Origin of the sequence: Pseudomonas sp. NFPP28, from assembly GCF_900115535.1 — a bacterium.
Lineage (GTDB): Bacteria > Pseudomonadota > Gammaproteobacteria > Pseudomonadales > Pseudomonadaceae > Aquipseudomonas > Aquipseudomonas extremorientalis.
Genome location: NZ_FOWT01000009.1, coordinates 1 through 23,955, shown reverse-complemented (window position 1 = coordinate 23,955; position 23,955 = coordinate 1). Strand labels below are relative to the sequence as shown.

Annotated in this window: 28 protein-coding genes; 16 read left to right on the top strand and 12 right to left on the bottom strand. The window is 60.9% G+C overall.

The genetic code is table 11. The features are described from left to right. Positions 1 to 158: 158 nt before the first annotated feature. A complete protein-coding gene (locus BM110_RS22375; protein WP_071488052.1) occupies positions 159 to 422 on the bottom strand; it encodes an accessory factor UbiK family protein in 264 nt (87 codons plus the stop codon). A 422-nt stretch (positions 423 to 844) separates the two neighbouring features. On the opposite strand from BM110_RS22375, the gene glnK reads away from it, so the two are divergent. The 4 genes from glnK to sutA all read left to right on the top strand — a co-directional run bounded on the left by glnK (position 845) and on the right by sutA (position 3,619). Further along, positions 845 to 1,183, top strand: a complete 339-nt coding sequence (glnK, locus tag BM110_RS22370; protein ID WP_002555808.1) for a P-II family nitrogen regulator — start codon at positions 845 to 847, stop codon at positions 1,181 to 1,183. Positions 1,184 to 1,217: 34 nt separating this feature from the next. Next, the gene (locus BM110_RS22365) at positions 1,218 to 2,555 is read left to right on the top strand and encodes an ammonium transporter (protein ID WP_071488051.1); all 1,338 of its coding nucleotides are present in this window, start codon (positions 1,218 to 1,220) and stop codon (positions 2,553 to 2,555) included. 211 nt (positions 2,556 to 2,766) lie between these two features. After that, positions 2,767 to 3,192 carry a secondary thiamine-phosphate synthase enzyme YjbQ gene (locus tag BM110_RS22360; protein WP_010567185.1) on the top strand — a complete coding sequence of 142 codons (426 nt, stop codon included), beginning with the start codon at positions 2,767 to 2,769 and terminating at the stop codon, positions 3,190 to 3,192. Positions 3,193 to 3,295: 103 nt separating this feature from the next. Continuing rightward, positions 3,296 to 3,619 (top strand): transcriptional regulator SutA, encoded by a 324-nt coding sequence (gene sutA / locus BM110_RS22355; RefSeq protein ID WP_092241708.1) that lies wholly within the window; start codon positions 3,296 to 3,298, stop codon positions 3,617 to 3,619. Between the two features lie 184 nt (positions 3,620 to 3,803). Here the strand turns inward: sutA and BM110_RS22350 are convergent, their stop codons facing one another. From BM110_RS22350 to BM110_RS22325, 6 genes are read right to left on the bottom strand one after another with little or no spacing between them, the layout of a single operon-like run. After that, positions 3,804 to 4,499 carry an HAD family hydrolase gene (locus BM110_RS22350; protein ID WP_092241710.1) on the bottom strand — a complete coding sequence of 232 codons (696 nt, stop codon included), beginning with the start codon at positions 4,497 to 4,499 and terminating at the stop codon, positions 3,804 to 3,806. Then, complete coding sequence (gene xerC, locus BM110_RS22345; protein WP_093514194.1) at positions 4,496 to 5,395, bottom strand: tyrosine recombinase XerC; 900 nt, start codon at positions 5,393 to 5,395, stop codon at positions 4,496 to 4,498. Before xerC ends, BM110_RS22350 begins: the two co-directional genes overlap by 4 nt. 2 nt (positions 5,396 to 5,397) lie before the next feature. Continuing rightward, the gene (locus tag BM110_RS22340) at positions 5,398 to 6,114 is read right to left on the bottom strand and encodes a DUF484 family protein (RefSeq protein WP_071488047.1); all 717 of its coding nucleotides are present in this window, start codon (positions 6,112 to 6,114) and stop codon (positions 5,398 to 5,400) included. A 13-nt stretch (positions 6,115 to 6,127) separates the two neighbouring features. Next, positions 6,128 to 6,958 (bottom strand): diaminopimelate epimerase, encoded by an 831-nt coding sequence (gene dapF, locus BM110_RS22335; protein ID WP_093120442.1) that lies wholly within the window; start codon positions 6,956 to 6,958, stop codon positions 6,128 to 6,130. Positions 6,959 to 6,961: 3 nt separating this feature from the next. Further along, on the bottom strand, positions 6,962 to 8,209 hold the full coding sequence (lysA, locus tag BM110_RS22330) for a diaminopimelate decarboxylase (RefSeq protein ID WP_092241716.1): 1,248 nt from the start codon (positions 8,207 to 8,209) through the stop codon (positions 6,962 to 6,964). 9 nt (positions 8,210 to 8,218) lie between these two features. Continuing rightward, a complete protein-coding gene (locus BM110_RS22325) occupies positions 8,219 to 8,389 on the bottom strand; it encodes an LPS translocon maturation chaperone LptM (RefSeq protein WP_010207449.1) in 171 nt (56 codons plus the stop codon). Positions 8,390 to 8,627: 238 nt separating this feature from the next. On the opposite strand from BM110_RS22325, the gene cyaY reads away from it, so the two are divergent. From cyaY to rnk, 3 genes are all read left to right on the top strand, one after another. Next, positions 8,628 to 8,960, top strand: coding sequence for an iron donor protein CyaY (cyaY, locus tag BM110_RS22320; protein WP_092241718.1), 333 nt, complete (start codon positions 8,628 to 8,630; stop codon positions 8,958 to 8,960). Positions 8,961 to 8,962: 2 nt separating this feature from the next. Further along, the gene (locus BM110_RS22315; protein WP_092242377.1) at positions 8,963 to 9,181 is read left to right on the top strand and encodes a DUF1289 domain-containing protein; all 219 of its coding nucleotides are present in this window, start codon (positions 8,963 to 8,965) and stop codon (positions 9,179 to 9,181) included. Between the two features lie 130 nt (positions 9,182 to 9,311). Next, positions 9,312 to 9,725 carry a nucleoside diphosphate kinase regulator gene (gene rnk / locus BM110_RS22310; RefSeq protein WP_058424215.1) on the top strand — a complete coding sequence of 138 codons (414 nt, stop codon included), beginning with the start codon at positions 9,312 to 9,314 and terminating at the stop codon, positions 9,723 to 9,725. On the opposite strand, the gene BM110_RS22305 is transcribed toward rnk, so the two are convergent. The 3 genes from BM110_RS22305 to BM110_RS22295 form a co-directional block, all read right to left on the bottom strand. After that, entirely contained in the window at positions 9,722 to 12,562 is a 2,841-nt protein-coding gene (locus BM110_RS22305; RefSeq protein WP_092241720.1) for a class I adenylate cyclase, read from the bottom strand. The two genes, rnk and BM110_RS22305, sit on opposite strands and share 4 nt — an antisense overlap. A gap of 168 nt (positions 12,563 to 12,730) precedes the next feature. Continuing rightward, positions 12,731 to 12,985: a TIGR02647 family protein gene (locus tag BM110_RS22300; RefSeq protein WP_010207442.1), complete on the bottom strand. Its 255-nt coding sequence runs from the start codon at positions 12,983 to 12,985 to the stop codon at positions 12,731 to 12,733. 96 nt (positions 12,986 to 13,081) lie between these two features. Further along, positions 13,082 to 13,366, bottom strand: coding sequence for a hypothetical protein (locus tag BM110_RS22295; protein ID WP_058424213.1), 285 nt, complete (start codon positions 13,364 to 13,366; stop codon positions 13,082 to 13,084). A gap of 126 nt (positions 13,367 to 13,492) precedes the next feature. Between BM110_RS22295 and BM110_RS22290 the strand changes: the two genes are divergently transcribed. Continuing rightward, complete coding sequence (locus BM110_RS22290) at positions 13,493 to 14,152, top strand: glutathione S-transferase family protein (protein WP_093514193.1); 660 nt, start codon at positions 13,493 to 13,495, stop codon at positions 14,150 to 14,152. A 28-nt stretch (positions 14,153 to 14,180) separates the two neighbouring features. Here BM110_RS22290 and argH read toward each other — a convergent pair whose 3' ends face one another. Then, complete coding sequence (gene argH / locus BM110_RS22285; protein ID WP_071488042.1) at positions 14,181 to 15,575, bottom strand: argininosuccinate lyase; 1,395 nt, start codon at positions 15,573 to 15,575, stop codon at positions 14,181 to 14,183. Between the two features lie 504 nt (positions 15,576 to 16,079). Here argH and BM110_RS22280 point away from each other — a divergent pair. The 7 genes from BM110_RS22280 to rsd all read left to right on the top strand — a co-directional run bounded on the left by BM110_RS22280 (position 16,080) and on the right by rsd (position 22,466). Beyond that, complete coding sequence (locus BM110_RS22280) at positions 16,080 to 16,826, top strand: LytR/AlgR family response regulator transcription factor (protein WP_093514192.1); 747 nt, start codon at positions 16,080 to 16,082, stop codon at positions 16,824 to 16,826. A gap of 138 nt (positions 16,827 to 16,964) precedes the next feature. Next, on the top strand, positions 16,965 to 17,906 hold the full coding sequence (gene hemC, locus BM110_RS22275; RefSeq protein WP_093120456.1) for a hydroxymethylbilane synthase: 942 nt from the start codon (positions 16,965 to 16,967) through the stop codon (positions 17,904 to 17,906). Next, positions 17,903 to 18,661 carry a uroporphyrinogen-III synthase gene (locus tag BM110_RS29930; RefSeq protein ID WP_092241727.1) on the top strand — a complete coding sequence of 253 codons (759 nt, stop codon included), beginning with the start codon at positions 17,903 to 17,905 and terminating at the stop codon, positions 18,659 to 18,661. Before hemC ends, BM110_RS29930 begins: the two co-directional genes overlap by 4 nt. Positions 18,662 to 18,679: 18 nt before the next feature. After that, positions 18,680 to 19,792, top strand: a complete 1,113-nt coding sequence (locus BM110_RS29925; protein WP_093527184.1) for a uroporphyrinogen-III C-methyltransferase — start codon at positions 18,680 to 18,682, stop codon at positions 19,790 to 19,792. 5 nt (positions 19,793 to 19,797) lie between these two features. Beyond that, positions 19,798 to 21,039: a heme biosynthesis protein HemY gene (locus BM110_RS22265; protein ID WP_071488037.1), complete on the top strand. Its 1,242-nt coding sequence runs from the start codon at positions 19,798 to 19,800 to the stop codon at positions 21,037 to 21,039. A 236-nt stretch (positions 21,040 to 21,275) separates the two neighbouring features. Further along, a complete protein-coding gene (locus BM110_RS22260; RefSeq protein WP_071488036.1) occupies positions 21,276 to 21,797 on the top strand; it encodes a disulfide bond formation protein B in 522 nt (173 codons plus the stop codon). Between the two features lie 210 nt (positions 21,798 to 22,007). Continuing rightward, on the top strand, positions 22,008 to 22,466 hold the full coding sequence (gene rsd, locus BM110_RS22255; RefSeq protein WP_092241730.1) for a sigma D regulator: 459 nt from the start codon (positions 22,008 to 22,010) through the stop codon (positions 22,464 to 22,466). 56 nt (positions 22,467 to 22,522) lie between these two features. Here rsd and BM110_RS22250 read toward each other — a convergent pair whose 3' ends face one another. Then, positions 22,523 to 23,200, bottom strand: coding sequence for an FKBP-type peptidyl-prolyl cis-trans isomerase (locus BM110_RS22250; protein WP_092241732.1), 678 nt, complete (start codon positions 23,198 to 23,200; stop codon positions 22,523 to 22,525). Between the two features lie 192 nt (positions 23,201 to 23,392). Here BM110_RS22250 and BM110_RS22245 point away from each other — a divergent pair. Further along, positions 23,393 to 23,955: AlgP family protein (locus BM110_RS22245; RefSeq protein ID WP_218189516.1), on the top strand; the 563-nt coding region annotated here is incomplete at its 3' end.

Genomic DNA, 23,955 nt, shown 5'->3' with positions numbered 1-23,955 from the left:
GGAGAAATGCGAGGCGAGGGAGGTTTTACAGAACGTATCCAGCGTCGTTCGCAGCGCTTTATGTGGGAGCTGGCTTGCCTGCGATAGCATCGCCTACGTGCAACTGATACACCGAGGCGTCTGCATCGCAGGCAAGCCAGCTCCCACACTGACCGCGTTTATTCAGCAGAGGGCGGCGTCAGTCGTGCTTCCAGCTCCGCCACCTTCGCCTCCAGGCTCTCCAGCCGCGCACGTGTGCGGGCCAGCACCACCATCTGGCTATCAAACTCTTCCCGGCTCACCAGGTCGAGTTTGCTGAAGCCGCTTTGCAGCAGCGCCTTGAACTGGCTTTCGATTTCATTGCGGGGCAGCGGGGTGTCGCCGCTGAACAGGCGAGAGGCGTGGCCGCTCAGGGCGTCGAGGAGGTCTTTGGGCGCGAGCATGGGAAATATTCCGGAATACTGTTGGCCGGCAGTGTACCACGCAGCGTCTATAGTCTTTTCCGTGGCGGCGAGCGCACGCTTTTCGCGCAGCGGGTCGGGCGGTTGCGCACTGTTTTTGTGCGCATTGCCGCCATCAAAAAGCCCCGCAGTTGGGCAAAAGTGAGCAAAGGACTGATTTCAGTGATTTTTACGGAGCTGGCAAGGTTTCTGCTTAGACGATCATGACCCATGCACTGATGCAGTCGCTGTGACGAATGCAGTGCGCCGACGGATCAGGGGTACAGGTTTCGTCACCAGTGGTTCGCTGGCGTCGCAACGGCAAATGCCGAGGCGACGACGCGTTACAAAGCCAGGCACTGCGCTTAGACTTGAGACGGGTTTGTTTTCCTGGGGCAAGTCCACCAATTCGGGAGAGAGTTTTCATGAAGCTAGTCACTGCCATCATCAAGCCGTTCAAGTTGGACGATGTACGCGAGTCGTTGTCCGAGATCGGCGTGCAGGGCATTACCGTTACTGAGGTCAAAGGCTTCGGTCGGCAGAAGGGTCACACCGAGCTGTATCGCGGCGCGGAATACGTAGTCGATTTCCTGCCGAAGGTGAAGATTGATGTCGCGATTGACGACAAGGATCTTGACCGGGTTATCGAGGCGATAACCAAGGCCGCCAACACTGGCAAGATCGGTGACGGCAAGATCTTCGTGGTCAATCTGGAACAGGCTATTCGTATCCGTACCGGCGAAACCGATACCGACGCAATCTAAGCCGCCAAACCCCAACGCCCCAGGAGAAAACAATATGACTCTGCGTAAATTCGCAGGGCTCGGAGCCCTGTTGTCCATCGTAATGCCAAGCCTGGCCATGGCGGCAGACGAAGTGGCGGCTCCAGTCCTCAATTCCGGTGACACAGCGTGGATGCTCACATCCACCGCGCTGGTGCTGTTCATGACCATTCCAGGCCTGGCGCTGTTCTACGGCGGCATGGTGCGCTCCAAAAACATTCTTTCCGTGATGATGCAATGCTTCGCCATCACTGGCCTGATCAGCGTGTTGTGGGTCATCTACGGCTACAGCATCGCGTTCGACACGACCGGTATGGAGCAGGGCGTCGTCAACTTCAACTCCTTCTTCGGCGGCATGGGCAAGGCGTTCCTGGCGGGCGTAACCCCGGCCAGCATCACCGGGCCTGCGGCGTTGTTCCCGGAAGCGGTGTTCATCACCTTCCAGATGACCTTCGCCATCATTACCCCGGCGCTGATCGTCGGTGCGTTCGCCGAGCGTATGAAGTTCTCCGCGATGCTGATCTTCATGGCCATCTGGTTCACCCTCGTCTATGCGCCAATCGCACACATGGTCTGGAGCGGTAATGGTGGCTTGCTGTGGGACTGGGGCGTGCTGGACTTCGCCGGTGGCACAGTGGTGCACATCAACGCCGGTGTGGCTGGCCTGGTGGCGTGCATCGTGCTCGGCAAGCGTAAAGGCTTCCCGACCACCCCGATGGCACCGCACAACCTCGGTTACACCCTGATCGGCGCGGCCATGCTGTGGATCGGCTGGTTCGGCTTCAACGCCGGCTCGGCCGCTGCGGCCAACGGCACTGCCGGCATGGCGATGCTGGTCACCCAGATCGCTACTGCTGCTGCGGCGCTGGGCTGGATGTTCGCCGAGTGGATCACCCACGGTAAGCCAAGCGCACTGGGCATCGCCTCGGGTGTGGTGGCTGGCCTGGTAGCCATCACCCCAGCCGCTGGCACCGTCGGGCCGATGGGCGCCCTGGTGATCGGCCTGGTCGCCGGTGTGATCTGCTTCTTCTGCGCCACCAGCCTCAAGCGCAAGCTTGGCTACGACGACTCCCTGGACGCATTCGGCGTGCACGGTATCGGCGGTATCGTCGGCGCGATCCTCACCGGTGTATTCGCAGCCCCTGCGCTGGGCGGCTTCGGCACGGTGACTGACGTGGCTGCACAGGTCTGGATCCAGGCCAAAGGGGTCGGCTTCACGGTGATCTACACCGCTATCGTGACCTTCATCATCCTCAAGGTGCTGGACATGGTCATGGGCCTGCGGGTGACCGAAGAGGAAGAGGCGGTCGGCCTCGACCTGGCGCAACACAACGAGCGCGGCTACAACCTGTAAGTACGCGAAAAAAAGACGCCCGGCTTGCCGGGCATTTTTTTGTCTGTTGTTTGTCAGTCATAACGAGCTGTACCGGTTTTTATCCAGTGTTTGTGATGGGATGCACACGGCACTTTTCCGCATGCCAATGTCTTACAGGCATGTAGGCGTATTCGGCACTTTGTTTTTTCCCTGAGCGCGCTAGAATGCGCGCCGATGGGCGGAGAACTGTATGTGGCAACAGACCCTGATTACCCTGCGGGCCAAGCCCCGGGGCTTTCACCTGGTAACCGATGAGTTGCTGGCCGGCTTGCCTGAATTGAAGGCCTGTCGCGTGGGCTTGTTGCATCTGTGGCTGCAGCACACCTCGGCCTCGTTGACCGTCAACGAGAATGCCGACCCGGCGGTACGCCGTGACTTCGAACGTTATTTCAATTCGCTGGTGCCGCAAGGCCTCGCAGGGTTCGAACACAACGACGAAGGTCCGGACGACCTGCCGGCGCACTTCAAGGCCAGTCTCCTGGGCTGCCAGCTGAGTTTGCCGGTGAAGGCCGGCCGCTTGGCGATGGGGACCTGGCAAGGTGTTTATCTGGGCGAGCACCGTGATCATGGCGGTGCTCGTAAAGTCCTCGCCACCTTGCACGGTGATGGGGCATAAGCCACTGGTTAACCAGTGGATGTTGATTTTTTTCCGGCAGCCGTCGACAGAGGGTGAAGCTGGGCTATAACTAATCTGCTTTTCGCAAGTCATGAGGTAGAACATGAGCGACGATGATCTGGAAAACGACGAACTCGAAGTAGGTGACGAAGACGACACCGAAGAAGGCCTTGAGGCGGCGGAAGACGTTGCCGACGACGACAGTGGCGATGATGCGCCTGTCCCGGCCGCCAAAGGCAAAGCCAAGGCAGCTGTGTCGGTAGATGAATTGCCAAGCGTTGAAGCCAAGAACAAAGAGCGTGATGCCCTGGCCCGTGCGATGGAAGAGTTCCTCGCTAAAGGCGGCAAAGTGCAGGAAGTCGAGGCCAACGTGGTGGCAGACCCACCGAAGAAGCCGGATAACAAGTACGGCAGCCGACCTATTTGAGGTCAGTCACCTGCTTGTAAGAAAAAGCCCGCCGTCGCTGCGGGTTTTTTCATGCCTGGACGTTACCGGCGATAAAAAATGTGGGAGGGGGCTTGCCCCCGATAGCGGTGTATCAGCCAACGAATATATTGGCTGACCCACTGTAATCGGGGGCAAGCCCCCTCCCACATGCTGACCTACGGTGTTACTTCCAGCTGCGCAGCAGTTCCGGCAACTCTGTCAGGCTACGAATCTGCGCATCCGGTCGCTTGTCCCCCTCCCATGCCTTACCCGTCGGGTTAAACCACACTGCCCGTAACCCCGCCTGCTGCGCCCCGGCAATGTCATCCCCCGGATGATCGCCAACATGCACCGCCGCACTTGCGTCCACGCCACCACGCTGCAAGGCCTCCTGAAACAACCGCGCATCTGGCTTGGCGATGCCGATATCTTCGGCCCGCAGTGCAAAATGGAAGTAGTCCGCCAGGCCAACACGCTGCACATCGGCATTGCCGTTGGTGATCACACCCAGCAGGAAGTGCTGGCGTAGCGCCTGGAGCATAGGCTCGGCTTCGGGAAACGGAGTGAGCTGGTGGCGCGCATGAATGAATGCTTCGAAGCACACATCGGCCATTTCCGTGGCCTCAGGCTGCGGATAACCAGCCTCTTCAAATGCATGCATCAACACCCGGTGACGCAGGATGCTGATGCGGTGTTTCAGCTCGGGATGGCGCTCCAGCACCTGTTGGCGAAGACTGGCGAAGTGTTCCAGCGGCAAATCGCCGACCTTGGCGGCGTTAAGCGCCAGCCATTCGCGCATCGACGCCTCGGCGCTGATGATGACAGGTACGTTGTCCCAGAGCGTGTCGTCCAGGTCGAAGGTGATCAGCTTGATACTCATGAGTCGCCGTCCTTGATGCGTTTGGCCCTTGGGTGGGCGCTGTCGTATACCGTTGCCAGGTGTTGGAAATCCAGATGGGTATAGATCTGTGTGGTCTTGATATCGGAGTGGCCCAGTAGCTCTTGCACGGCGCGCAGGTCCTGGGACGATTCCAGCAGATGGCTGGCGAAAGAGTGTCGCAGCATATGTGGGTGCAGGTTCTGCCCCAGCTCTCGCTCCCCGGCGGCCTTCACCCGCACCTGAATCGCCCTTGGTCCAAGACGCCGGCCTTGCTGGCTGACGAACACCGCATCGTCCGCCGGGTTGGTCAGCAGGCGCAGCGGCAACCACAGCTGCAATGCTTCCCGTGCCTTGCGGCCTACCGGTAGGACGCGGGTCTTGCTGCCCTTGCCGAGCACTTGCACCAGGCCGTCGGCCAGGTCCAGTTGATCCAGGTTCAGGCCGGTCAGCTCAGAAAGGCGCAGGCCCGAGGAATAGAACAATTCCAGAATCGCCTGGTCGCGGTGGGCCAGGAAATCATCCTCGACCGCACCGTCCAACAGTTGCAGGGCACGATCAGTGTCCAGGGTCTTGGGCAGGCGCCGCTCGCCCTTGGGTGGCGACAGGCCGTTGGCCGGGTCGTGGTCGCACAGGCCTTCACGGTTCAGGTAGTGATAGAGCCCACGCACCGCCGAGAGCAGGCGCGACAGGCTGCGCGAGGATTGGCCGGCCTGATGCAGTCGCGCGATCAGGCTGCGCAGGCCCTGGATATCCAGGGCCTGCCAGCTGCTGATCTGTTGTTTTTCGCAGTACGTCAGGACCTTGTTCAAGTCCCGTCGATAGGCTTCCAGGGTATGGGGCGACACCTGGCGCTCGTTGCGCAGGTGAGCGCAGTAAGCGTCCAGTTGCCGATCCATGGCTAGCGCACCGCGCGCAGGGCGGTGGTGAAACGCGGCAAGACGCGGCCCAGTACTTCGGCGATGTAGGTCAGGAACAAGGTACCCACGGAGCTTTTGTAGTGCTGAGGATCGCGGCTGGCGATGGCCAGCACGCCATGCAGGCCTTGATGACTGAGGGCGACGACGGCAGTGGAGCCGATCTGCTTGCGCTGTTCGGCCCCAAACAGGAAGTCCAGCTCATGCTCACGCAAGGTGCCGCTGATGGTCTTGCCTTCGGACAGCAGGCCACCGATGGTGGTTTGTGCGTCGCTGCCGCTGACCCAACGACCCACCGGCATCGGGTTGTCGCTGAACAGGATCAGGCTCACGAACGGCACCTGGAAGTCCTGGCGCAGGCTGTCTTCCACCGCGATCACCGTTTCTTCAAGGCTGGTGGCATCCATCAGGGTCAGGATCAGGCGGCGGGTTTTCTCGAACAGGCGATCGTTGTCGCGGGCGACGTCCATCAGGTGCGAGAGCTTGTGGCGCATTTCAATGTTGCGCTCGCGCAGTATCTTCATCTGCCGCTCTACCAGCGATACGGTATCGCCGCGCTGGTGAGGGATGCGCAGGGCCGGCAACAGCTCTTCGTGTTCGACGAAGAAGTCCGGATTAGCCTCAAGGTACGCCGCGACAGCAGCGGCCTCCAGGCTGTTGCTCGGGGATGCTTGTGCGGGTACTTGAGGCTTATCGGTCATTGGCTTGGCTCACTCATAGACGGACCTGTCCTTCGTATACGCGCGAGGCCGGCCCGGTCATCATCACCGGGTGGCCAGGGCCAGCCCACTCGATGGACAAGCGTCCGCCGGGCAGGTCGATCAGCAGTGGCGAATCCATCCACCCCTGGCTGATCGCGGCCACGGCAGCGGCGCACGCACCGGTGCCGCAGGCCTGGGTTTCTCCGGCGCCGCGTTCCCACACGCGCAATTTCGCGCGGGAACGGTCGATCACCTGCAGGAAGCCCACGTTGACCCGTGCCGGAAAGCGCGGGTGGTGTTCGATCTTCGGCCCCCATTCATGCACGGGCGCATTGTTGATGTCGTCGACCCGCAGCACGGCATGGGGGTTGCCCATGGATACGGCGGCAATATCGATGGTCTTGCCGTCCACGTCCAACGCATAGCTGACAGCCTGCTCGGTGGCCTGGAACGGAATATCCGCCGGCACCAGGCGTGGCGCGCCCATGTTGACGCTGATCTGGCCATCGCTGCGGATATCCAGCTCGATCACGCCGCTCTTGGTCTCGACGCGGATCTGCCGCTTGGCGGTCAGGCGCTTGTCCAGCACAAAGCGCGCGAAGCAGCGTGCACCGTTGCCGCACTGTTCCACTTCGGAGCCGTCGGAGTTGAAGATCCGGTAACGGAAATCCACCTCCGGGTTGCTCGGCGCCTCGACGATCAGCAACTGGTCGAAACCAATGCCGGTGTGACGATCGCCCCACTGTTTAGCGTGCTTGGGCAGGATATGCGCGTGCTGGCTGACCAGGTCGAGGACCATGAAATCATTGCCCAGCCCGTGCATCTTGGTAAAACGCAGCAGCATGGCTTACTCCGGCAGCAGGCTTTCGCCAGCATACAACTCGGCTACCGTCTCGCGGCGACGCACTTCAAACGCTTGATCACCGTCCACCAGCACCTCGGCGGTACGCCCGCGGGTGTTGTAGTTGGAACTCATGACAAACCCATAGGCACCGGCCGAATGCACGGCCAGCAGATCGCCTTCTTCCAGGGCCAGCTGACGATCCTTGGCCAGGAAGTCGCCGGTCTCGCAGATCGGGCCGACGATGTCGTAGGCGCGGGCTTCACTGGCGCGAGGCGTCACGGCGGTGACATTCATCCAGGCCTGGTACAGCGCCGGGCGGATCAGGTCGTTCATCGCCGCATCGACGATTGCGAAGTCCTTATGCTCGGTGTGCTTGAGGTACTCGACCTGGGTCAGCAGCACGCCCGCGTTGGCGACGATATAGCGGCCCGGCTCGAACATCAGCGTCAGGTCGCGGCCTTCGATGCGCTCGCGCACGGCCTGGATATAGTCAGCGATCAGCGGTGGCTCTTCATCGCGGTAACGCACGCCCACGCCACCACCGAGGTCGATGTGGTGCAGGTAGATACCGCATTCGCCGAGACGGTCGATCAGCGCCAGCAGGCGGTCGAGGGCATCCAGGAACGGAGGCAGGCTGGTCAGTTGCGAGCCGATATGGCAGTCGACGCCCAGCACTTCCAGGTTCGGCAGTTGGGCGGCGCGGATGTACACATCTTCGGCGTCGGCAATGGCAATGCCGAACTTGTTCTCTTTGAGACCGGTGGAAATGTACGGGTGGGTGCCGGCGTCGACGTCCGGGTTGACGCGCAGGGAGATCGGCGCGCGAACGCCCATCTCGGCGGCCACGACCTGCAGGCGCTCGAGTTCATCGGTGGATTCGATGTTGAAGCAATGCACGCCGACTTCCAGGGCGCGGCGCATGTCTTCGCGGGTCTTGCCGACGCCGGAGAACACGATCTTGTCGGCTTTGCCGCCGGCAGCCAGCACACGTTCCAGCTCGCCACGGGAGACGATGTCAAAACCAGCGCCGAGGCGCGCCAGGACATTCAGTACACCCAGGTTGGAGTTGGCCTTGACCGCGTAGCACACCAGGTGCGGCACGCCGTCGAGCGCATCGGTGAACGAGCGGTACTGGGCTTCGATATGCGCACGGGAATACACATAGGTCGGGGTGCCAAAGCGCTCGGCAATCGCGGACAACGCCACGCCTTCCGCGAACAGCTCGCCGTCCCGGTAGTTAAAAGCGTCCATGGAGTACCCTTATTCGTAGGTGTCGTGCTTATGCGCTTTGGATGGTTTTTGCGACGATTGCGCCTGTTCATTCGGGTCTTTGCTGTCATCGGGCAGGTACAGCGGGCCTTTTTGACCACAGGCACTAACGAGGCAAGCGACCGCGACGAGCGCAGCAAGGGAAGAGATCAGGCGCTTCATGGCGAAATCCTTGAATATGCATTAATTGCGCCCGAGTATACCGACCACCCGCCAGCTTGCCTATGCGCTGGAATACCCGTCCGGCGGGGGGTTGCCGACATGAAGATGAAGTGGACTACGCTGGCCGTGGATATTTCGTACCGCCAATCGTGATGGAATCGGTATCCTTTGCAATCGGCGGGGCTCGCCCGTATCGTGCGGCGCTCGAGCAAAACCAGACACTTTTGAGGTTGCCACAATGAGTTTGACCGAAGCCCGTTTTCACGACCTGGTGGATTCGACCCAGCAGGCGCTGGAAGATATTTTCGACGACAGCGGCCTGGACGTGGACCTGGAAAACTCGGCCGGTGTACTGACCGTCAAGTTTGAAAACGGCACTCAATTGATCTTCAGCCGCCAGGAACCGCTGCGTCAGTTGTGGCTGGCTGCGCGTTCCGGTGGTTTTCACTTTGATTTCAACGAAGAAGACAACAATTGGCAGTGTGACACCAGCGATGAACTGCTCAGTGAAATGCTCGCGCGCCTGGTCAAGGAACAAGCCGGCGCCGACCTGGATTTCGACGAGATTTGATGGTGACCCAGCCTGCTCCCGTCCGTCCGCCCAAGCCGCTGTTCAGTAATGTCAGCCCGGCGGTGCCGTCACCTTGTATCAGTTTGTGTCGCCTGGACGAGCAGAAAGTCTGCCTCGGCTGTTTCCGCCATGTGGAAGACATCCGTGAATGGCGCTCTGCCGACGATGCACGGCGCCGGATCATCTGCGCCGAGGCCGAGCAGCGCCGGGCCCGCGCCTGAGGCCGTCTTGTTTATTTGTGACGCTGTGGTAGTGTCCGGATACGCCTCAACTCATCGAGGCCCGTGAGAACCCCGCCTTTCCTGGCGGGGTTTTGCTTTTTTGTGCAGAAAAAAGGAGTCTGCCTGAATCATGACCACCGCACCGTCCATCATCCTCACCCGTCTTGACGTGCAGCGTCTGGAGCAACTGATCGACCGCCTGGGCGACGAATCTCCCGGCGTCGAAGCGTTGCAAGCCGAACTCGACCGCGCCGAAGAAGTGGTTGGCCACGATGAAGTGCCTGCGGGTGTCGTGACCATGAACTCCAGCGTGCATTGCCGTGAGCAAGGCAGCGGCAAGGACTACCACCTGACCCTGGTCTACCCGAAAGATGCCAATGCCGATGAAGGCAAGATCTCGATCCTGGCACCGGTAGGCAGTGCTTTGCTTGGCCTGCAGGTTGGCCAGCATATCGACTGGCCGGCCCCTGGCGGCAAGACGCTCAAGCTGGAATTGCTCAGTGTTGAAGGCCAGCCCAAGGACGGCGGTGCCTTCCCTCTTTAAATCCGGCTCAGCGCCTCGTTGAGCGACAGTTCCAGCTCGGCCTTGTAGCGCAGGTACAGGTTGCTGGGGCTTTGCACATCACCGAGCAGGCCGGACAGGTCTAAGTCGGTGATGTAGCAGCGGTAACGTTCGGGCTCCCGGCGTTGCCCGACGATTTCCTGGGCGACCACTGCAAACAGCTGGTCGCCAAATTCCAGCTCGGAAAACTCCCGCTGATTGCAGTACAGGGTGATCCCCACTTGGCCCGGCGCTGCCTTGCCGATAATCGCCTGCACGTCATAGAACGGTTTATTCGCCGGGTTCGACGGCGCAGGGCGAGGCTCGATGCCGCGCGCGCGACCGCTGCCCGACGGCAACAGTTGGTAATACAAGGTTTGCACTGCGCCCAGTGGCTCATGCGTGTCCAGCGGTGACAGCGCGTCGCGGCGATAAATGATCGACTGCAAAAAGCGCTGCAACGGCGCCAGCAGGCTCTGTTCGTCATGGAACGGCAAGCGCTGCTGCCACAACGCGTTGAATTCATCCAGCACATACAACTCGGCGAAGCCTTCGTTGACTCGGTAGAACACCTGCACGCAATCGGCTAGCCCCATCGGCAGCAGCAGCGCCAGGTCATGGTCTTCCAGGGCCATGGCGTCCAGATGCAGCGGGCTGTAGCAGGCCAGTTCTTCGCTGAGGTAGGCGATCAGCGCGTCCTGGGTGGGCAGTGACACGTGGGTCGCCTGGCCCGGTATCAGCTCCATCACGTGATAGTGCTGCTGTACCTGGAGCAGGTAACGGTGATTGCCCTGACCGAGCAGCAGGTTCTGGGCGGTGTCGAAGATTTCTTCCACGCGCTGGGCAATGAACTGTGCGCGGTTGTGACAGAAGCAGCGCACCCGCAGCCGTGGCAGATGGTCCGCCGGCAATTGATTGAGGTAGTCGCGCAGGCAGTCGAGCAGGGCGTGAGGGCCGTCGTAGCGGCTGACCATCACCTCGTTCCAGCTGTTGAGCGTGACCTGGTCCAGGGTCAGCACCAGGTTGTCGCGCACACCGGCATAACTCAGGGAGTCGGTGCGTTCGGTGGTCATCAGGATGTTCAGGTCGCGGTGGTGCTTGAGCGGGTCGACGCCGACGTTGATCAGCAGCAGGACTTCCTCAGGCACCGCCGAGCGCAGCAGGCGCTCTTCATCGACGCTGGCCAGGGGCAGGGCGACGCTCTGTTGCAGGCTGCCCAGCAGGTTGAACAGCTCGAACTCAGTCATGTCGCTGGTGCCGGGGTGCAGGGCCAGGCGGGTGCTGCTGTCGATCACACCGTTGCGATGGCACCAGGTGAGCATCTCCAGCAGGTCGCGGCTGCGCTTGATCGGCGCGAAGTGCTCCCATTCCAGGGCCGTGAGGTTGCCGTTGTACAGGCCCCAGTGGTGTTGGCCCGGCTCCTTGCGATTGGGCGATTGCACCAGGGTCAGGGTGTCTTCGGCCAGGTCCGGGGCGATGCCGGGGTTGATGAACTCGACTTTGCCGGCCTTGCGTTCAAAGGCGGCATACAGGCGCCGGCCCAATACGTTGAGGTCGCGCTTGTTGATCAGGCTGACGGTCTGTTCGGTGCGAGCGAACTGGGTCAGGAAGCGATAGCTGTAATTGAGCTCGTTGACCAGTGCGCGGCGCTCGGAGGCGACCTGGCGTACTTTCCATTGGCTGCGACTGTCCAGCAGTGTCAGTTGGCGCTGGTCCCAGCCCCATTCATGGGCCAGGCGCTCCAGCAGCAGGCGTTGCCAGCTGGTGCTGCGCTGGCCGGCGCTGAGCTTGCGGTTGACCTTGAGGTACAGCGCACGCCGCACCAGCTCCAGGCGTTCTGGCTCGTTGCGGGCCTTGAGGTATTCCTCGATACGGCGGTAGACCACGATGTAGGGGTCCAGCTCGTCCAGGTCCATCTGGTTGGCGAATACCGCGCGCTTGAAGCGCAGGCTCAGGCAGTGCACGTTCGGGTGTTCGCTGGCATAGACCTCGGTCAGCAGCAGCTTGAGCACCGACTTGTAGGGCGACTCGATGCCCTTGAACAGCTGCCACAACCCGGCGCCGATGAATTCGCCCGGAGGGATGCGCGCCAGGTGGCCAAGGTCCAGGGTTTCGTCGGCACGGATAAAGCGCTTGGAAATCAGCGTGTGGGTGAACTCGGCATAACGAGTCTCTTCATACACCGGCACCAGCCACCAGATCGGTGTACGCCCGGCGAGCCAGATGGCGGTGCGGTAGAACTCGTCCAGCAACAGGTAATGCTGGGTGGTGCCGCAATCGTCGGAACTCAGTTGTGTGTCGCGCTCACCGAGCACAAAGCGTGTCGGCTCGATCAGGAAGAAGTGCGCCTCGGCACCCATGGTCAGGGCCCAGGCTTCCAGCAGTTGGCATTTCTTGCGCAGTTCGGCCAGTTCCACCTCGCTCAGGTCGGCGGCGTGACACACCCACACATCCATATCGCTCTGGTCGGCCTGGGCCAGCGTCCCAAGGCTGCCCATCAGAAACAGGCCGTGAATCGGTCGCGGTGGGTTGCCGTGGCGTGGCTTGTAGGAGAACGAGCGGGTCAGGCGCTGGGCTTCGGTCAGTGCCTGGGCGTCGGGTTCGAAATTCGACAGGCCGGCCGGTGTACTGCCCGATACATAGCCGGGCAGCAACGGGTGATTGACGTGGAAGAACAGCGGCAACAAGGTCAGCACGCTTTGCTGACGCGGAGTCAGCCCTTCGACAGCCCGGGCCATGCGCCCTTCGTTGAGGGCCATGAAACGCGCGCGCAATTGGGCCAGCACCTTACGGTCGATGCCTTCGTCCAGGTCGGGGCGGATCTCATGGGTGCGGGTCATGTCGAAGTCGGTGGCTCGCAGAGCCCGACGTGGGCGGCCATGTAGGAGTTTACAGCCAGTAGCGTAGGAGGTTTAGAGGGAAATGGATTTTGACGTCAGAATTTTCGCACCTCCAAAGCAATGCCCCCGGAATCCGCCAGTAGCGGACTCCATGGGCGGTGTAGGGAATCAGGCAGCTTCTTTGGTAGTGGCAGTGGTCAGGATGGTCAGCAGGGTCTGGGCTTGTTCGGCAGCGTCCCGGCCAAGGCTGGTCAGGTAGCCCCCGTCCGGTTGGTCGATAAGTCCTTTCGCGTGCAGGCGCTTGGCAGCAGCGATGGCAGTGGGCGCGGCGGTCTGGTGAACTTTCAGACCTTCCTTGGTGCTGTCCAATGGGAAGAGTACAAGGATTTCCAGTTCGGCAACCAACTCAGGGGTATACGACATAAGGACTCCAGACTTTCTAAGAATTTATTAGAGGCTAGCAGGCCATAAGGTGAACGCACTTTGCCGAACTGTCCAGCGTGTTGCTGCGCCCCCTGATTATTGCTTTTCCGGGGGCAGTTCCGGCAGGGCGCGCAGTGCAGTTTCATACCATTCGGTATTGAACGCACGGTCCTCTTCCAATAGCGCATCAATCTCGACAGCCAGCACGTGGGCCATCAGTTGCAGGATCTCTTCACGCTCGTAACCCACCAGTGTCAGCTTGTTGAACGTGGCTTTGGCCGCCGGCGGGTTTTCGCTTTCGATCTGGTTCTCGATTGCTTCGATCAGGGTGTTTTCGGCGAATTCTTCTTCGTCGTTGTCGATATCGGTCGGCTCGCTCATGGCTGGCTCCTCAAGGAAAGGGCGTCAGTCTACCCCCATTCAGGCGGGTGATGCTGCTGGCAAGGCCGGGCCCTGGGGGCTATAACCCTTGCAGCCAACCCCATTCCCGGCCTGGAGGCACCTGCAATGCTCAAGCTCTACGGATTCTCGGTCAGCAACTACTACAACATGGTCAAGCTGGCGCTGCTGGAGAAGGGACTGCCGTTCGAAGAGGTGCCCTTTTTCTCTGGGCAGACCCCCGATGTCTTTGCGGTGAGCCCACGTGGCAAGGTGCCGGCCCTCGGCGTAAAGCAGGGGTTTATCAACGAAACCAGTGTGATCCTCGAATACATCGAACAGACCCAGGAAGGACCTTCGCTGTTGCCCGCCGAGCCGTTCCAGCGAGCCCAGGTGCTGGCGCTGTGCAGGGAGATCGAGTTGTACATCGAGCTGCCGGCCCGCGCGTGTTACGCCGAAGCGTTTATGGGCATGCCGGTGCCGGAGGCGATCAAGGAGAAGTCCAGGTCCGAGTTGCTGCTGGGGGTCGGTGCGCTGGGCAGGCACGGCAAGTTCGCGCCGTATGTGGCGGGGGAAAGCTTCACGATTGCGGATTTGTACTTCATGTACAGCGTGAACCTCGCCTGTGCGGTGGGCGAAAAACTGTTCGGCCTGGATTTGCTGGCTGAAATGCCGGCGGCCAAGGCGTTGCTGGACATGTTGCATGCGATGCCCAACGCTCAGAAAGTGGCGGAGGACAGGGAGGCGGCGATGCCTGCGTTCAGGGCCATGATTGCGGCCAAGAAATAACCCAGGCTGCACCGCACCTCCCACCTGTTTAGCGGCTTGCGAGCAGGGCCTGGCCGCGTACCACTGCGGCTTTTACCTGCGCCGGGGCGGTCCCGCCCACGTGGTTGCGGGCGTTCACCGAACCTTCCAGGGTCAGCACGGCAAACACGTCCTGTTCGATCTGGTCGCTGAACTGGCGCAGTTCTTCCAGACTCATTTCCGCCAGGTCCTTGCCGGTGTCCACGCCGTACTTCACCGCATGGCCGACGATTTCGTGGCAATCGCGGAACGGCAGGCCACGGCGCACCAGGTAGTCGGCCAGGTCGGTCGCCGTGGAGAACCCGCGCAGCGCCGCTTCACGCATGATCGCGTGCTTGGGCTTGATCGCCGGGATCATGTCGGCAAACGCACGCAGCGAGTCGCGCAGGGTGTCGGCGGCGTCGAACAGCGGCTCCTTGTCTTCCTGGTTGTCCTTGTTGTAGGCCAGGGGTTGGCCTTTCATCAGGGTCAGCAGGCCCATCAAGGCGCCGAACACGCGGCCGCTCTTGCCACGCACCAGCTCGGGCACGTCGGGGTTTTTCTTTTGCGGCATGATCGAGCTGCCGGTGCAGAAGCGGTCCGGCAGGTCGATGAACTGGAATTGCGCGCTGGTCCACAGCACCAGCTCTTCGGAGAAGCGCGACAGGTGCATCATCGCAATACTGGCGGCGGCACAGAATTCGATGGCGAAGTCACGGTCCGACACGCCGTCCAGCGAATTGCCGCCAACAGCGTCGAAGCCCAGCAATTGTGCGGTGTACTCGCGGTCGATCGGGTAAGTGGTGCCGGCCAGGGCGGCGCTGCCCAGAGGCATGCGGTTGGCACGCTTGCGGCAGTCCACCAGGCGCTCGTAGTCGCGGCTGAGCATTTCGAACCAGGCCAGCAAGTGGTGGCCGAAGGTCACCGGTTGCGCGGTCTGCAGGTGAGTGAAGCCCGGCATGATGGTGTCCGATTCACGCTCGGCCTGCTCCAGCAAACCTTTCTGCAGGCGGGTGATTTCGGACAGGATCAGGTCGATCTCGTCACGCAGCCACAGGCGGATATCGGTGGCCACCTGGTCGTTGCGGCTACGGCCGGTGTGCAGCTTCTTGCCAGTCACACCGATGCGGTCGGTGAGGCGGGCCTCGATGTTCATGTGCACGTCTTCCAGGTCGACGCGCCAGTCGAACGTGCCGGCTTCGATCTCGCCACGGATGGTGGTCAGGCCGTCGATGATGCTATCGCGCTCGGCATCGGTCAGCACGCCGACCTTGGCCAGCATCGTCGCGTGGGCGATGGAGCCCATGATGTCGTGGCGGTACAGGCGCTGGTCGAAGGTGACGGAGGCGGTGAAGCGGGCGACGAAGGCGTCGACGGGTTCACTGAAGCGGCCGCCCCAGGACTGGTTGGTCTTGTCGGTGCTCATGGATTCGCTCGTGATCTGCTTAATAAAGAGGCATGGAAGTGTGCCGGCGATAATAACAGGGTTGCCCGTGGACGCGGTGCTGCGGGTCGTCGGCATTTTTATTTGTGCAAAGGATGGCTAAGTGCCTTGCCGTCGACCGCGTCCAGGACGAGACTGAGGAAAGGGGCTTATTGAAACGATATTTGACGATTGAGCAATGTCGTCTCGGCGAGCGTCTACAGTTGGACTGATAGTGTGTGAATGCACCAAAGTCGGGTAATGCGGTCAGAGCCCAGACTATCCATTAAAAAGGGGGGTATTCGGATTGTGTATCAGCAAACCCTACGACGATGCCCGAAGGCAGCAGGTCTTGGGCGCTATTGAACAGGTCCGGGTAAATATGGGTGCCACTCTCAGGGCACTTTTTGCCGCTCGCGCTAGTCTTAGCGTGGATCGCTGTGACGCAAGTCACCGCACCTGTCTACGCTATCCTTGTGCGAGACTCACGCAGGAATCCAGCGCAATATGAATGTCCTGATCGTTGATGACGAACCCCAAGCCCGCGAGCGACTGAGCCGTCTGGTCAGTGAACTCGAGGGTTACGCAGTATTAGAGCCGAGCGCCACCACGGGCGAAGAGGCGTTGACGCTGATCGACAGCCTCAAGCCGGATGTGGTGTTGCTCGATATCCGTATGCCGGGCCTCGATGGCTTGCAAGTGGCGGCTCGATTGAGCGAGCGAGAGTCGCCACCTGCCGTGGTGTTTTGCGCAACCGGTGAAGAGTTTTCCACGGAAACGCTGGAAGCCAGCGGTGTCAGCTTCCTCATCAAACCGGTGGTGGGCGACGCCTTGCTCAAGGCCCTCAAAAAGGCTGAGCGCCCAACCCGCGTCCAGCTTGCCGCCCTGACTCAGCCTGCCGCCCAGAGTGGTAACGGGCCACGCAGCCATATCAGCGCCCGTACCCGTAAAGGCATCGAACTTATCCCGCTGAGTGAAGTGGTCTATTTTATTGCCGATCACAAGTACGTGACGCTGCGTCACCAGGGCGGCGAAGTGCTGCTCGATGAGCCGCTCAAGGCGCTTGAGGATGAGTTCGGCGACCGCTTCGTGCGTATCCACCGCAACGCGCTGGTGGCCCGTGAGCGCATCGAACGTTTGCAGCGCACGCCCCTGGGGCATTTCCAGCTTTTCCTCAAAGGCCTTAACGGCGACGCGTTGATCGTCAGCCGGCGGCATGTGGCCGGTGTGCGCAAGATGATGCAGCAGCTTTAGCCCAGGGGTTGTAGCGAGGCCTGCATTCCATATCCCGGTGCGAGGTGGCCAGGGAGGCCCCGCACTTGCTGATTCAAATCAAAGCGTATTTGCCTGAGCTGTTATTATCTGCCGTATCTATTCAGTACGGATTGATCCATGTCCTCTCGCGAAATCCGCATCGCCACTCGTAAAAGCGCCCTGGCCTTGTGGCAGGCCGAATACGTCAAAGCACGCCTTGAGCAGGCCCACCCTGGCCTCAAGGTGTCCCTGGTGCCCATGGTCAGTCGTGGCGACAAGCTGCTCGACTCGCCACTGTCGAAGATCGGCGGCAAGGGCCTGTTCGTCAAGGAACTGGAAACCGCGCTGCTGCAAAATGAAGCCGATATCGCCGTGCATTCGATGAAAGACGTACCCATGGACTTTCCAGAAGGCCTGGGCCTGTTTTGCATCTGTGAACGTGAAGACCCGCGTGACGCCTTCGTTTCCAATACTTATGCATCGTTGGATGAGTTGCCTCTGGGCAGCATCGTCGGTACGTCGAGCCTGCGTCGCCAGGCGCAGCTGCTGACTCGTCGTCCGGACCTGCAGATCCGCTTCCTGCGTGGCAACGTCAACACCCGCCTGGCGAAGCTGGATGCCGGTGAATATGACGCGATCATCCTCGCCGCCGCCGGCCTGATCCGTCTCGGTTTTGAAGACCGCATCACCTCGGCCATCAGCGTCGAGGACAGCCTTCCCGCCGGTGGGCAAGGCGCCGTTGGCATCGAATGCCGTACCGCCGACCGAGAAATCCACGCCCTGCTCAAACCTCTTGATCACCAGGACACCGAAGTGCGCGTCACGGCCGAGCGCGCCCTGAACAAGCACCTCAACGGTGGCTGCCAGGTGCCGATCGCCTGCTACGCCGTGCTCGAAGGTGAAAACCTGTGGTTGCGTGGCCTGGTGGGTGATCCGGAGGGTGGCACCCTGCTGACTGCCGAGGTCCGTGGCCCGCAACGTGATGCCACGGCCCTCGGTATCCAGGTGGCTGAAGCGCTGCTGGAGAAGGGCGCCGGTGCCATTCTGCAAAAAGTCTACGGCGAGGCCGGCCCGCAGTGACCGAATGGCGTGTGCTGCTGACGCGGCCTGCCGAGGAATCGATGGCCCTGGCGGCCACGTTGTCCGATGCGGGGGTTTTCAGCAGCAGCTTGCCGTTGCTGGATATTGAGCCGCTGCCGGTCACTCCTGAACAGCAGGCTGTCTTCCATGACCTGAGCCGCTACTGCGCGGTGATCGTGGTAAGCAAGCCGGCGGCGCGACTTGCGGTCGCGCAGTTGGATCGCGCATGGCCGCAGTTGCCATGGTTCAGTGTTGGCGCCGCCACCGCGCAGGTATTGGCTGATCACGGCCTCACCGTTCACTATCCCCCCACTGGCGACGACAGCGAGGCCTTGCTTCAATTGCCTGCGTTGCGCGAGGCTATCGCACGCCCTGATGCCCAGGTCTTGATCCTGCGAGGCGAGGGTGGTCGTGAGCTGCTGGCGGAGCGTTTGCGTGAGCAAGGTGCTAGTGTCGACTACCTGGAGTTGTATCGCCGTTTCCTGCCGGCCTACGACGCCGGGGTACTGATGCAACGCATCCAGTTGGAACGCTTGAACGGCCTGGTGGTCAGCAGTGGGCAGGGTTTTCTACACCTGCAAGCCCTGGCCGGAGCCGATTGGCCGCAAGTGGCACAGCTACCGTTGTTCGTGCCGAGCCCGCGAGTCCAGGAGATGGCGCGGGCCGCCGGTGCAGAAAAAGTTGTGGATTGTCGTGGTGCGAGTGCCGCGGCTTTGTTAGTGGCGATACGGAGCTATACCGTTCCCACTCTCTGAAACGCAAAGGACGGATACGTGAGCGAAACAGCCTTGCCTAAAGATGAAACCCAACCCGCACTTGATGCGCCGGTTGAGTCACCGGTCACCGCGCCGCGCCGTGGCAATGGCCTGGCAATCGTCGCCCTGCTGCTCGGAGCCGCCGGTGTTGCCGCCGGCGGTTGGGGGATCTGGCAGGTCCGCGCCCTGCAGGCCAGCAGCCTACAGCAGTTGGGCCAGGTGCAGACCCTCGATGACCAGTCCCAGTCCCTCAAGCAAAGCCAGCAGCAACTGGCGGCGCGCCTGGCGCAGTTGCCGGGTGCGGATGAGCTTGAGGAGCGCCGTCGTCTGGTGGCCCAGTTGCAGGGCGACCAGCAACGTCTGAGCCAGCGCCTGGAAACCGTGCTGGGCGCCAGCCGCAAGGACTGGCGTCTGGCCGAGGCCGAACACTTGATTCGCCTGGCGAGCCTGCGTCTGTCTGCCCTGCAGGACATCAACAGTGCGCAGGCGCTGGTGCAGGGTGCCGACGAGATTCTTCGCGAGCAAAGCGATCCCGGCTCCTACGCGGCACGCGAGCAATTGGCCAAGAGCCTTGCCGCGCTGCGTAGCACCGAGCAGCCGGACCGCACCGGGCTGTACCTGCAATTGGCGGCCTTGCGCGACCAGGTCGTGCAATTGGCGGCCATCGCCCCCGAATATCAGTTGACCGAGCCGGCCTCCCAAGGCCGCCCGACCACCGACACCGAAAGCCGCTGGAGCCAATGGTGGGAGCAGATTTCCCGCTACTTCCGCATCGACTTCAACCCGGATGACAACATCCGCCCGCTGCTGGCCGGCCAAGGCTTGAACCAGGTGCGCCTGGCCCTGAGCCTGGCCCTGGAGCAAGCACAATGGGCCGCTCTCAATGGCGAGTCGGCAGTCTATAGCCGCTCCCTGGGCGAGGCGCGCAGCGTCTTGCAGGACAACTTCAACCAGGACAACCCACAGAGCAAGGCGATGCTGGCGCGTATTGCAGAGCTTGAGCCCAAGGCGGTGTCGGTGGTGACGCCGGACCTGGCTGCGAGCCTGGCGGCTGTGCAGGCGTACCTTGAGCGGCGTCATCTGTCTGCCGACGAAGCCAAGGCGGCGGCGACGCCGGCGAAGCAGGAGTAGAGCTGATGAAACGTTTCTATGTGGTCCTGGTGCTGGCGATTGCCATCGCGCTGGCGCTGGCGGTGGGCATTTCGAAACACACCGGTTACGTGCTGGTCACCTACCCGCACGTGCTGCATTACGAGTCAAGCCTGTGGGCGACCGTGGTGGCGGTGTTTGCCATCGGTTTGGCGATTTACCTGATCCGCGTGCTCCTGAGCCTGGTCACCACTTCCGGTGGCGTGGTCAACCCGTGGTCGCGGCGCAACCGCAGCCGCCGCGTGCAGATCGCCATCGAACAAGGTCAGATGGACCTCGCCGAAGGCCGCTGGGCCAGCGCCGAGCGACACCTGCACCGCGCTGCCGAAGCCGAGCGTCAGCCACTGCTGTACTACCTCGGCGCGGCCCGTGCTGCCAATGAGCAGGGGCGCTACGAAGAGTCCGATGGTTTGCTGGAGCGTGCCCTGGAGCGTCAGCCCCAGGCCGAGCTGGCGGTTGCCTTGAGCCATGCCCAACTGCAACTGGACCGTGGTGATACGGAGGGTGCGCTGACCACCTTGCAGGCGATGCACGAACGCCATCCCCATAACGCGCAGGTGCTGCGCCAATTGCAGCGCTTGCATCAGCAGCGGGGCGACTGGTCATCGGTGATCCGCCTGTTGCCGGAATTGCGCAAGGACAAAGTCCTGCCCGCCAGTGAACTGGCCGAGCTTGAGCGTCGTGCGTGGGGCGAGAACCTCAGCCTCGCAGCCCAACGTGAAGAACAGGGCGAGGCCGGCTTGCAGTCCCTTGAACGGGCTTGGCAACAACTGACATCCGCTCAGCGTCAGGAGCCGCAATTGGTCCTGGCCTATGCCGAGCAATTGCGTCAACTGGGCGCCGACGCCAAGGCTGAGGAAGCATTGCGCGGCGCCATCAAGCGTGGTTACGACAGCCACCTGATCCGGCTGTATGGTCTGTTGCGTGGCAGCGATCCGGCCCGGCAGCTGAAGTTTGCCGAAGGTTGGCTGAAGGATCATCCTGGCGATGCCAGCCTGCTGCTGACGTTGGGCCGTCTGTGCCTGCAAAACAGTTTGTGGGGCAAGGCACGAGACTATCTGGAAAGCAGCCTGCAAGTGCAGCGTAACCCTGAGGCCTGCGCCGAGCTGGCGCGCTTGTTGGCCCAACTGGGTGACACCGAGCGCAGTAACCAATTGTTCCAGGAAGGGCTGGGTTTGCTGGATAACCGTTTGCTGGCCTCACCGTTACCCGTCCCGGCTCGGGTTTGAGGTAGGAAGACAGGCGAGGGTTGGCTCGGATATATCTGGCAGCCAATCCCTCAGGACCTCGGAAAGCAGCTATCAGCGCGATTGTAGGTAAAGTCCGACCCTCTGTTGTCTAAAGTCTTCCATCTTCTGGCGGGATCTCCTTACCCTCTCGCGGAATCGTCTGCTCCAGCATGTATTGAAAGCGGTCAGGCCTTTCCTCTACCGTAGCGACCTATCTTTCGCGATGCGGATAAAGCATGTCTTTGGCCCCTTCACGCTCCTTGTATGTCCTTGCGTTCCTGGCGGGTGCGCTGACATTGGGCGCCTCGTTTTACCTCGAGTTCGGGGTCTCGTTGCGTCCTTGCTTCCTGTGCCAGATGCAGCGGGGTTTCCTGGCCGGTTTCACATTAGTCAATCTGGTCGCCGCCCTTCATAACCCCAAGCGCTCGGTTATCTGCCTGTATGGGCTGGCGAGCATGGGCTTCGCACTGCTGGGTGCCATTACCGCCGTACGCCAGGTACTGCTGCAAAACGCCGCACCGGGACAGTCGGCTGATTGCTGGCCCAGCCTGCATTACATGATCGAAAACCTGTCGTTTTGGCAGGCTCTGCAATTGACCGTCAAAGGCACCGTCGACTGCGTTGAGATCAACTGGACGCTGTTTGACTTGAGCCTGCCGGAGTGGAGCCTGCTGTTCTTCATTGGGATGTTGATACTGGGCGTCATGCAATTTTCACAGCTGTTTTTGAGCCAGCGTTTGCGCCCGGCGAGGCGCTGATATCGGGTCGCAGTTTGTAGGACGGGATTAAACACTTGTATGAACTTTCTCTCCTGCGTACCTTGAAGCCATAGTCATGCGGGCATAATCTGGCCCGCACGTGTAGTTCAAACCGTTTGTCAGATGCGGCCTTGTCCGGCTGCTGCTTTATCCTTGAAGTGTTGCGCGGGCACCAGGCGGCAGCGCCCCTATTAGGGAAGAGAGATCATCATGCTGGAAAGTTGTCAGAATGCTCAGGAACGCTGGGGTGGGGTGCACAAGCTGATCGACAGCTGGCTGAAGGCACGTCACGAACTGGTTCGGGCCTTTGATGCTCTTGGCGCCAAGCCTGAAGCACTGGCCGAGAACCGTGAACCGTTGCAGGACTTTTGTGGTGTCTTGGTGGACTACGTGTCAGCCGGCCATTTCGGTGTCTACGAGCAACTGACCAAGGAGGCGGAGGCCTTTGACGATCAGCGTGGCCTGGATTTGGCGGAGACCCTCTACCCGCGCATCGATGTCATCACTGAGAAGCTGCTCGAGTTCACCGACCTGTGCGATGCCGGTAACTGTGTGGCGGATAAATTCAAAGAATTGGGCGCGTTGCTTCACGAACGATTCGAGCTGGAAGACTGCTTGATCGAAGTGCTGCACAACGCTCACAAGGAAGAGTCTGCTACCCAGGCTTGATCCTCGATAATAGGGGTACAAAAAACGGTGCGCATGGCGCACCGTTTTTTGTTGCCTCAGTGTCGGGTACCGAGCAATTCGATCTCGAACACCAGGGGTGTATAGGGCGGGATCAATTCGCCGGCACCGTCGGCGCCATAGGCCTGGGACGATGGAATCACCAGGCGCCATTTGGCGCCCACCGGCATCTGTTGCAACGCGTTGCTCCAACCGCTGATCACACTGTCCAGGCGAAACCATTGAGGTTGCGCGCTCTGGTCGAACACTGTCCCATCGGGTAGCCGTCCCACGTACTTCACTTGAACCTGATCGCTGGCCTTCGGCTTGTCGCCAGTGCCTGGGGTGAGCTCGGTAAGCAGGATTCCATCCGCCAACTCGCGCACACCCTTTGCGGCTTTTTCTTTGCTCAGGAATTGTTGTTCGGCCGCGAGTGCTTTTTCGCTTTGAGGTGCCTGCGCGTCAGCTTCGCTTTGTGCTTCGTGCTGGGCAAGAATCTGTTCGATGCGTGCGTTGTCCAGCGCCAGGGGTTTGCCTTGATAGGCTTGTTTGAGGCCTTCGACCAGCGCCTGGATCTGCAAGTCGGGAACCTCCTGGCGCAGGCGTTCGCCGAGGCTGGCGCCCAGGCTGTAGGCGAGGTCGTGCTGGTTCTGGTCGGTGTTTTTTACCGGCGATTGTTCGCTCGCATTGGCCACCGAAATCGCCAGGCCAAGCACAAGAAAAAAGTAACGCGACATGGGCATCCTCCCGCCGAAAGTGCGACGGATTATGCCAGTGTGGTGACGTAAAAAGTGCCGCGTATTTTCGTTATCTCGATAAGAATTTTCTCACGGTGCAACGCCAGGCAAACGATACTGTCAACATGCCCTAGCGGCGGTAAGAGCAGAGGGCTAGTATGAGCCGCACCCACGTCAGCCAGGAGGTAAACCATGTCGGCCAAACAGAAGCCTGTTAATACCCCGTTGCATTTACTCCAACAACTCTCGGGCAGCTTGCTCGAGCATCTGGAAAGCGCTTGTTCCCAAGCGTTGGCCGATGCAGAAAAACTGCTCGCCAAGCTGGAAAAACAACGCGGTAAAGCGCAAGAGAAGCTGCACAAATCCCGCACCAAACTGCAAGACTCCGCTACTGCCGGCAAGGCCAAGGCACAAGCCAAAGCCAAAGACGCTGTCAAAGAACTTGAGGATCTGCTGGACGCCCTCAAGGATCGCCAAGCTGAAACCCGCGCCTACATTTCCCAACTTAAAAAAGATGCTCAGGAAAGCCTGAAGCTGGCCCAGGGCGTTGGTCGTGTGAAGGAAGCCGTTGCTAAGGTGCTGGGCGCTCGTACCCCAGCTAAAGCTGTTGCAGCGAGCGCGAAGAAGCCGGCGAGCAAAGCTGTTGCTGCCAAGGCACCCGCTAAAGCCGTAGCAAAACCTGCTGCTGCCAAGCCAGCCTCTAAAACCGCTGCTGCAAAACCAGCCGCCAAGCCAGCCGCTAAAACCGCTGCTGC

Bases quoted from the DNA above. Each gene is read 5' to 3' on its own strand.
- BM110_RS22375 (WP_071488052.1), bottom strand. From the start codon at position 422: ATGCTCGCGCCCAAAGACCTCCTCGACGCCCTGAGCGGCCACGCCTCT.
- glnK (WP_002555808.1), top strand. From the start codon at position 845: ATGAAGCTAGTCACTGCCATCATCAAGCCGTTCAAGTTGGACGATGTA.
- BM110_RS22365 (WP_071488051.1), top strand. From the start codon at position 1,218: ATGACTCTGCGTAAATTCGCAGGGCTCGGAGCCCTGTTGTCCATCGTA.
- BM110_RS22360 (WP_010567185.1), top strand. From the start codon at position 2,767: ATGTGGCAACAGACCCTGATTACCCTGCGGGCCAAGCCCCGGGGCTTT.
- sutA (WP_092241708.1), top strand. From the start codon at position 3,296: ATGAGCGACGATGATCTGGAAAACGACGAACTCGAAGTAGGTGACGAA.
- BM110_RS22350 (WP_092241710.1), bottom strand. From the start codon at position 4,499: ATGAGTATCAAGCTGATCACCTTCGACCTGGACGACACGCTCTGGGAC.
- xerC (WP_093514194.1), bottom strand. From the start codon at position 5,395: ATGGATCGGCAACTGGACGCTTACTGCGCTCACCTGCGCAACGAGCGC.
- BM110_RS22340 (WP_071488047.1), bottom strand. From the start codon at position 6,114: ATGACCGATAAGCCTCAAGTACCCGCACAAGCATCCCCGAGCAACAGC.
- dapF (WP_093120442.1), bottom strand. From the start codon at position 6,958: ATGCTGCTGCGTTTTACCAAGATGCACGGGCTGGGCAATGATTTCATG.
- lysA (WP_092241716.1), bottom strand. From the start codon at position 8,209: ATGGACGCTTTTAACTACCGGGACGGCGAGCTGTTCGCGGAAGGCGTG.
- BM110_RS22325 (WP_010207449.1), bottom strand. From the start codon at position 8,389: ATGAAGCGCCTGATCTCTTCCCTTGCTGCGCTCGTCGCGGTCGCTTGC.
- cyaY (WP_092241718.1), top strand. From the start codon at position 8,628: ATGAGTTTGACCGAAGCCCGTTTTCACGACCTGGTGGATTCGACCCAG.
- rnk (WP_058424215.1), top strand. From the start codon at position 9,312: ATGACCACCGCACCGTCCATCATCCTCACCCGTCTTGACGTGCAGCGT.
- BM110_RS22305 (WP_092241720.1), bottom strand. From the start codon at position 12,562: ATGACCCGCACCCATGAGATCCGCCCCGACCTGGACGAAGGCATCGAC.
- BM110_RS22300 (WP_010207442.1), bottom strand. From the start codon at position 12,985: ATGTCGTATACCCCTGAGTTGGTTGCCGAACTGGAAATCCTTGTACTC.
- BM110_RS22295 (WP_058424213.1), bottom strand. From the start codon at position 13,366: ATGAGCGAGCCGACCGATATCGACAACGACGAAGAAGAATTCGCCGAA.
- BM110_RS22290 (WP_093514193.1), top strand. From the start codon at position 13,493: ATGCTCAAGCTCTACGGATTCTCGGTCAGCAACTACTACAACATGGTC.
- argH (WP_071488042.1), bottom strand. From the start codon at position 15,575: ATGAGCACCGACAAGACCAACCAGTCCTGGGGCGGCCGCTTCAGTGAA.
- BM110_RS22280 (WP_093514192.1), top strand. From the start codon at position 16,080: ATGAATGTCCTGATCGTTGATGACGAACCCCAAGCCCGCGAGCGACTG.
- hemC (WP_093120456.1), top strand. From the start codon at position 16,965: ATGTCCTCTCGCGAAATCCGCATCGCCACTCGTAAAAGCGCCCTGGCC.
- BM110_RS22265 (WP_071488037.1), top strand. From the start codon at position 19,798: ATGAAACGTTTCTATGTGGTCCTGGTGCTGGCGATTGCCATCGCGCTG.
- BM110_RS22260 (WP_071488036.1), top strand. From the start codon at position 21,276: ATGTCTTTGGCCCCTTCACGCTCCTTGTATGTCCTTGCGTTCCTGGCG.
- rsd (WP_092241730.1), top strand. From the start codon at position 22,008: ATGCTGGAAAGTTGTCAGAATGCTCAGGAACGCTGGGGTGGGGTGCAC.
- BM110_RS22250 (WP_092241732.1), bottom strand. From the start codon at position 23,200: ATGTCGCGTTACTTTTTTCTTGTGCTTGGCCTGGCGATTTCGGTGGCC.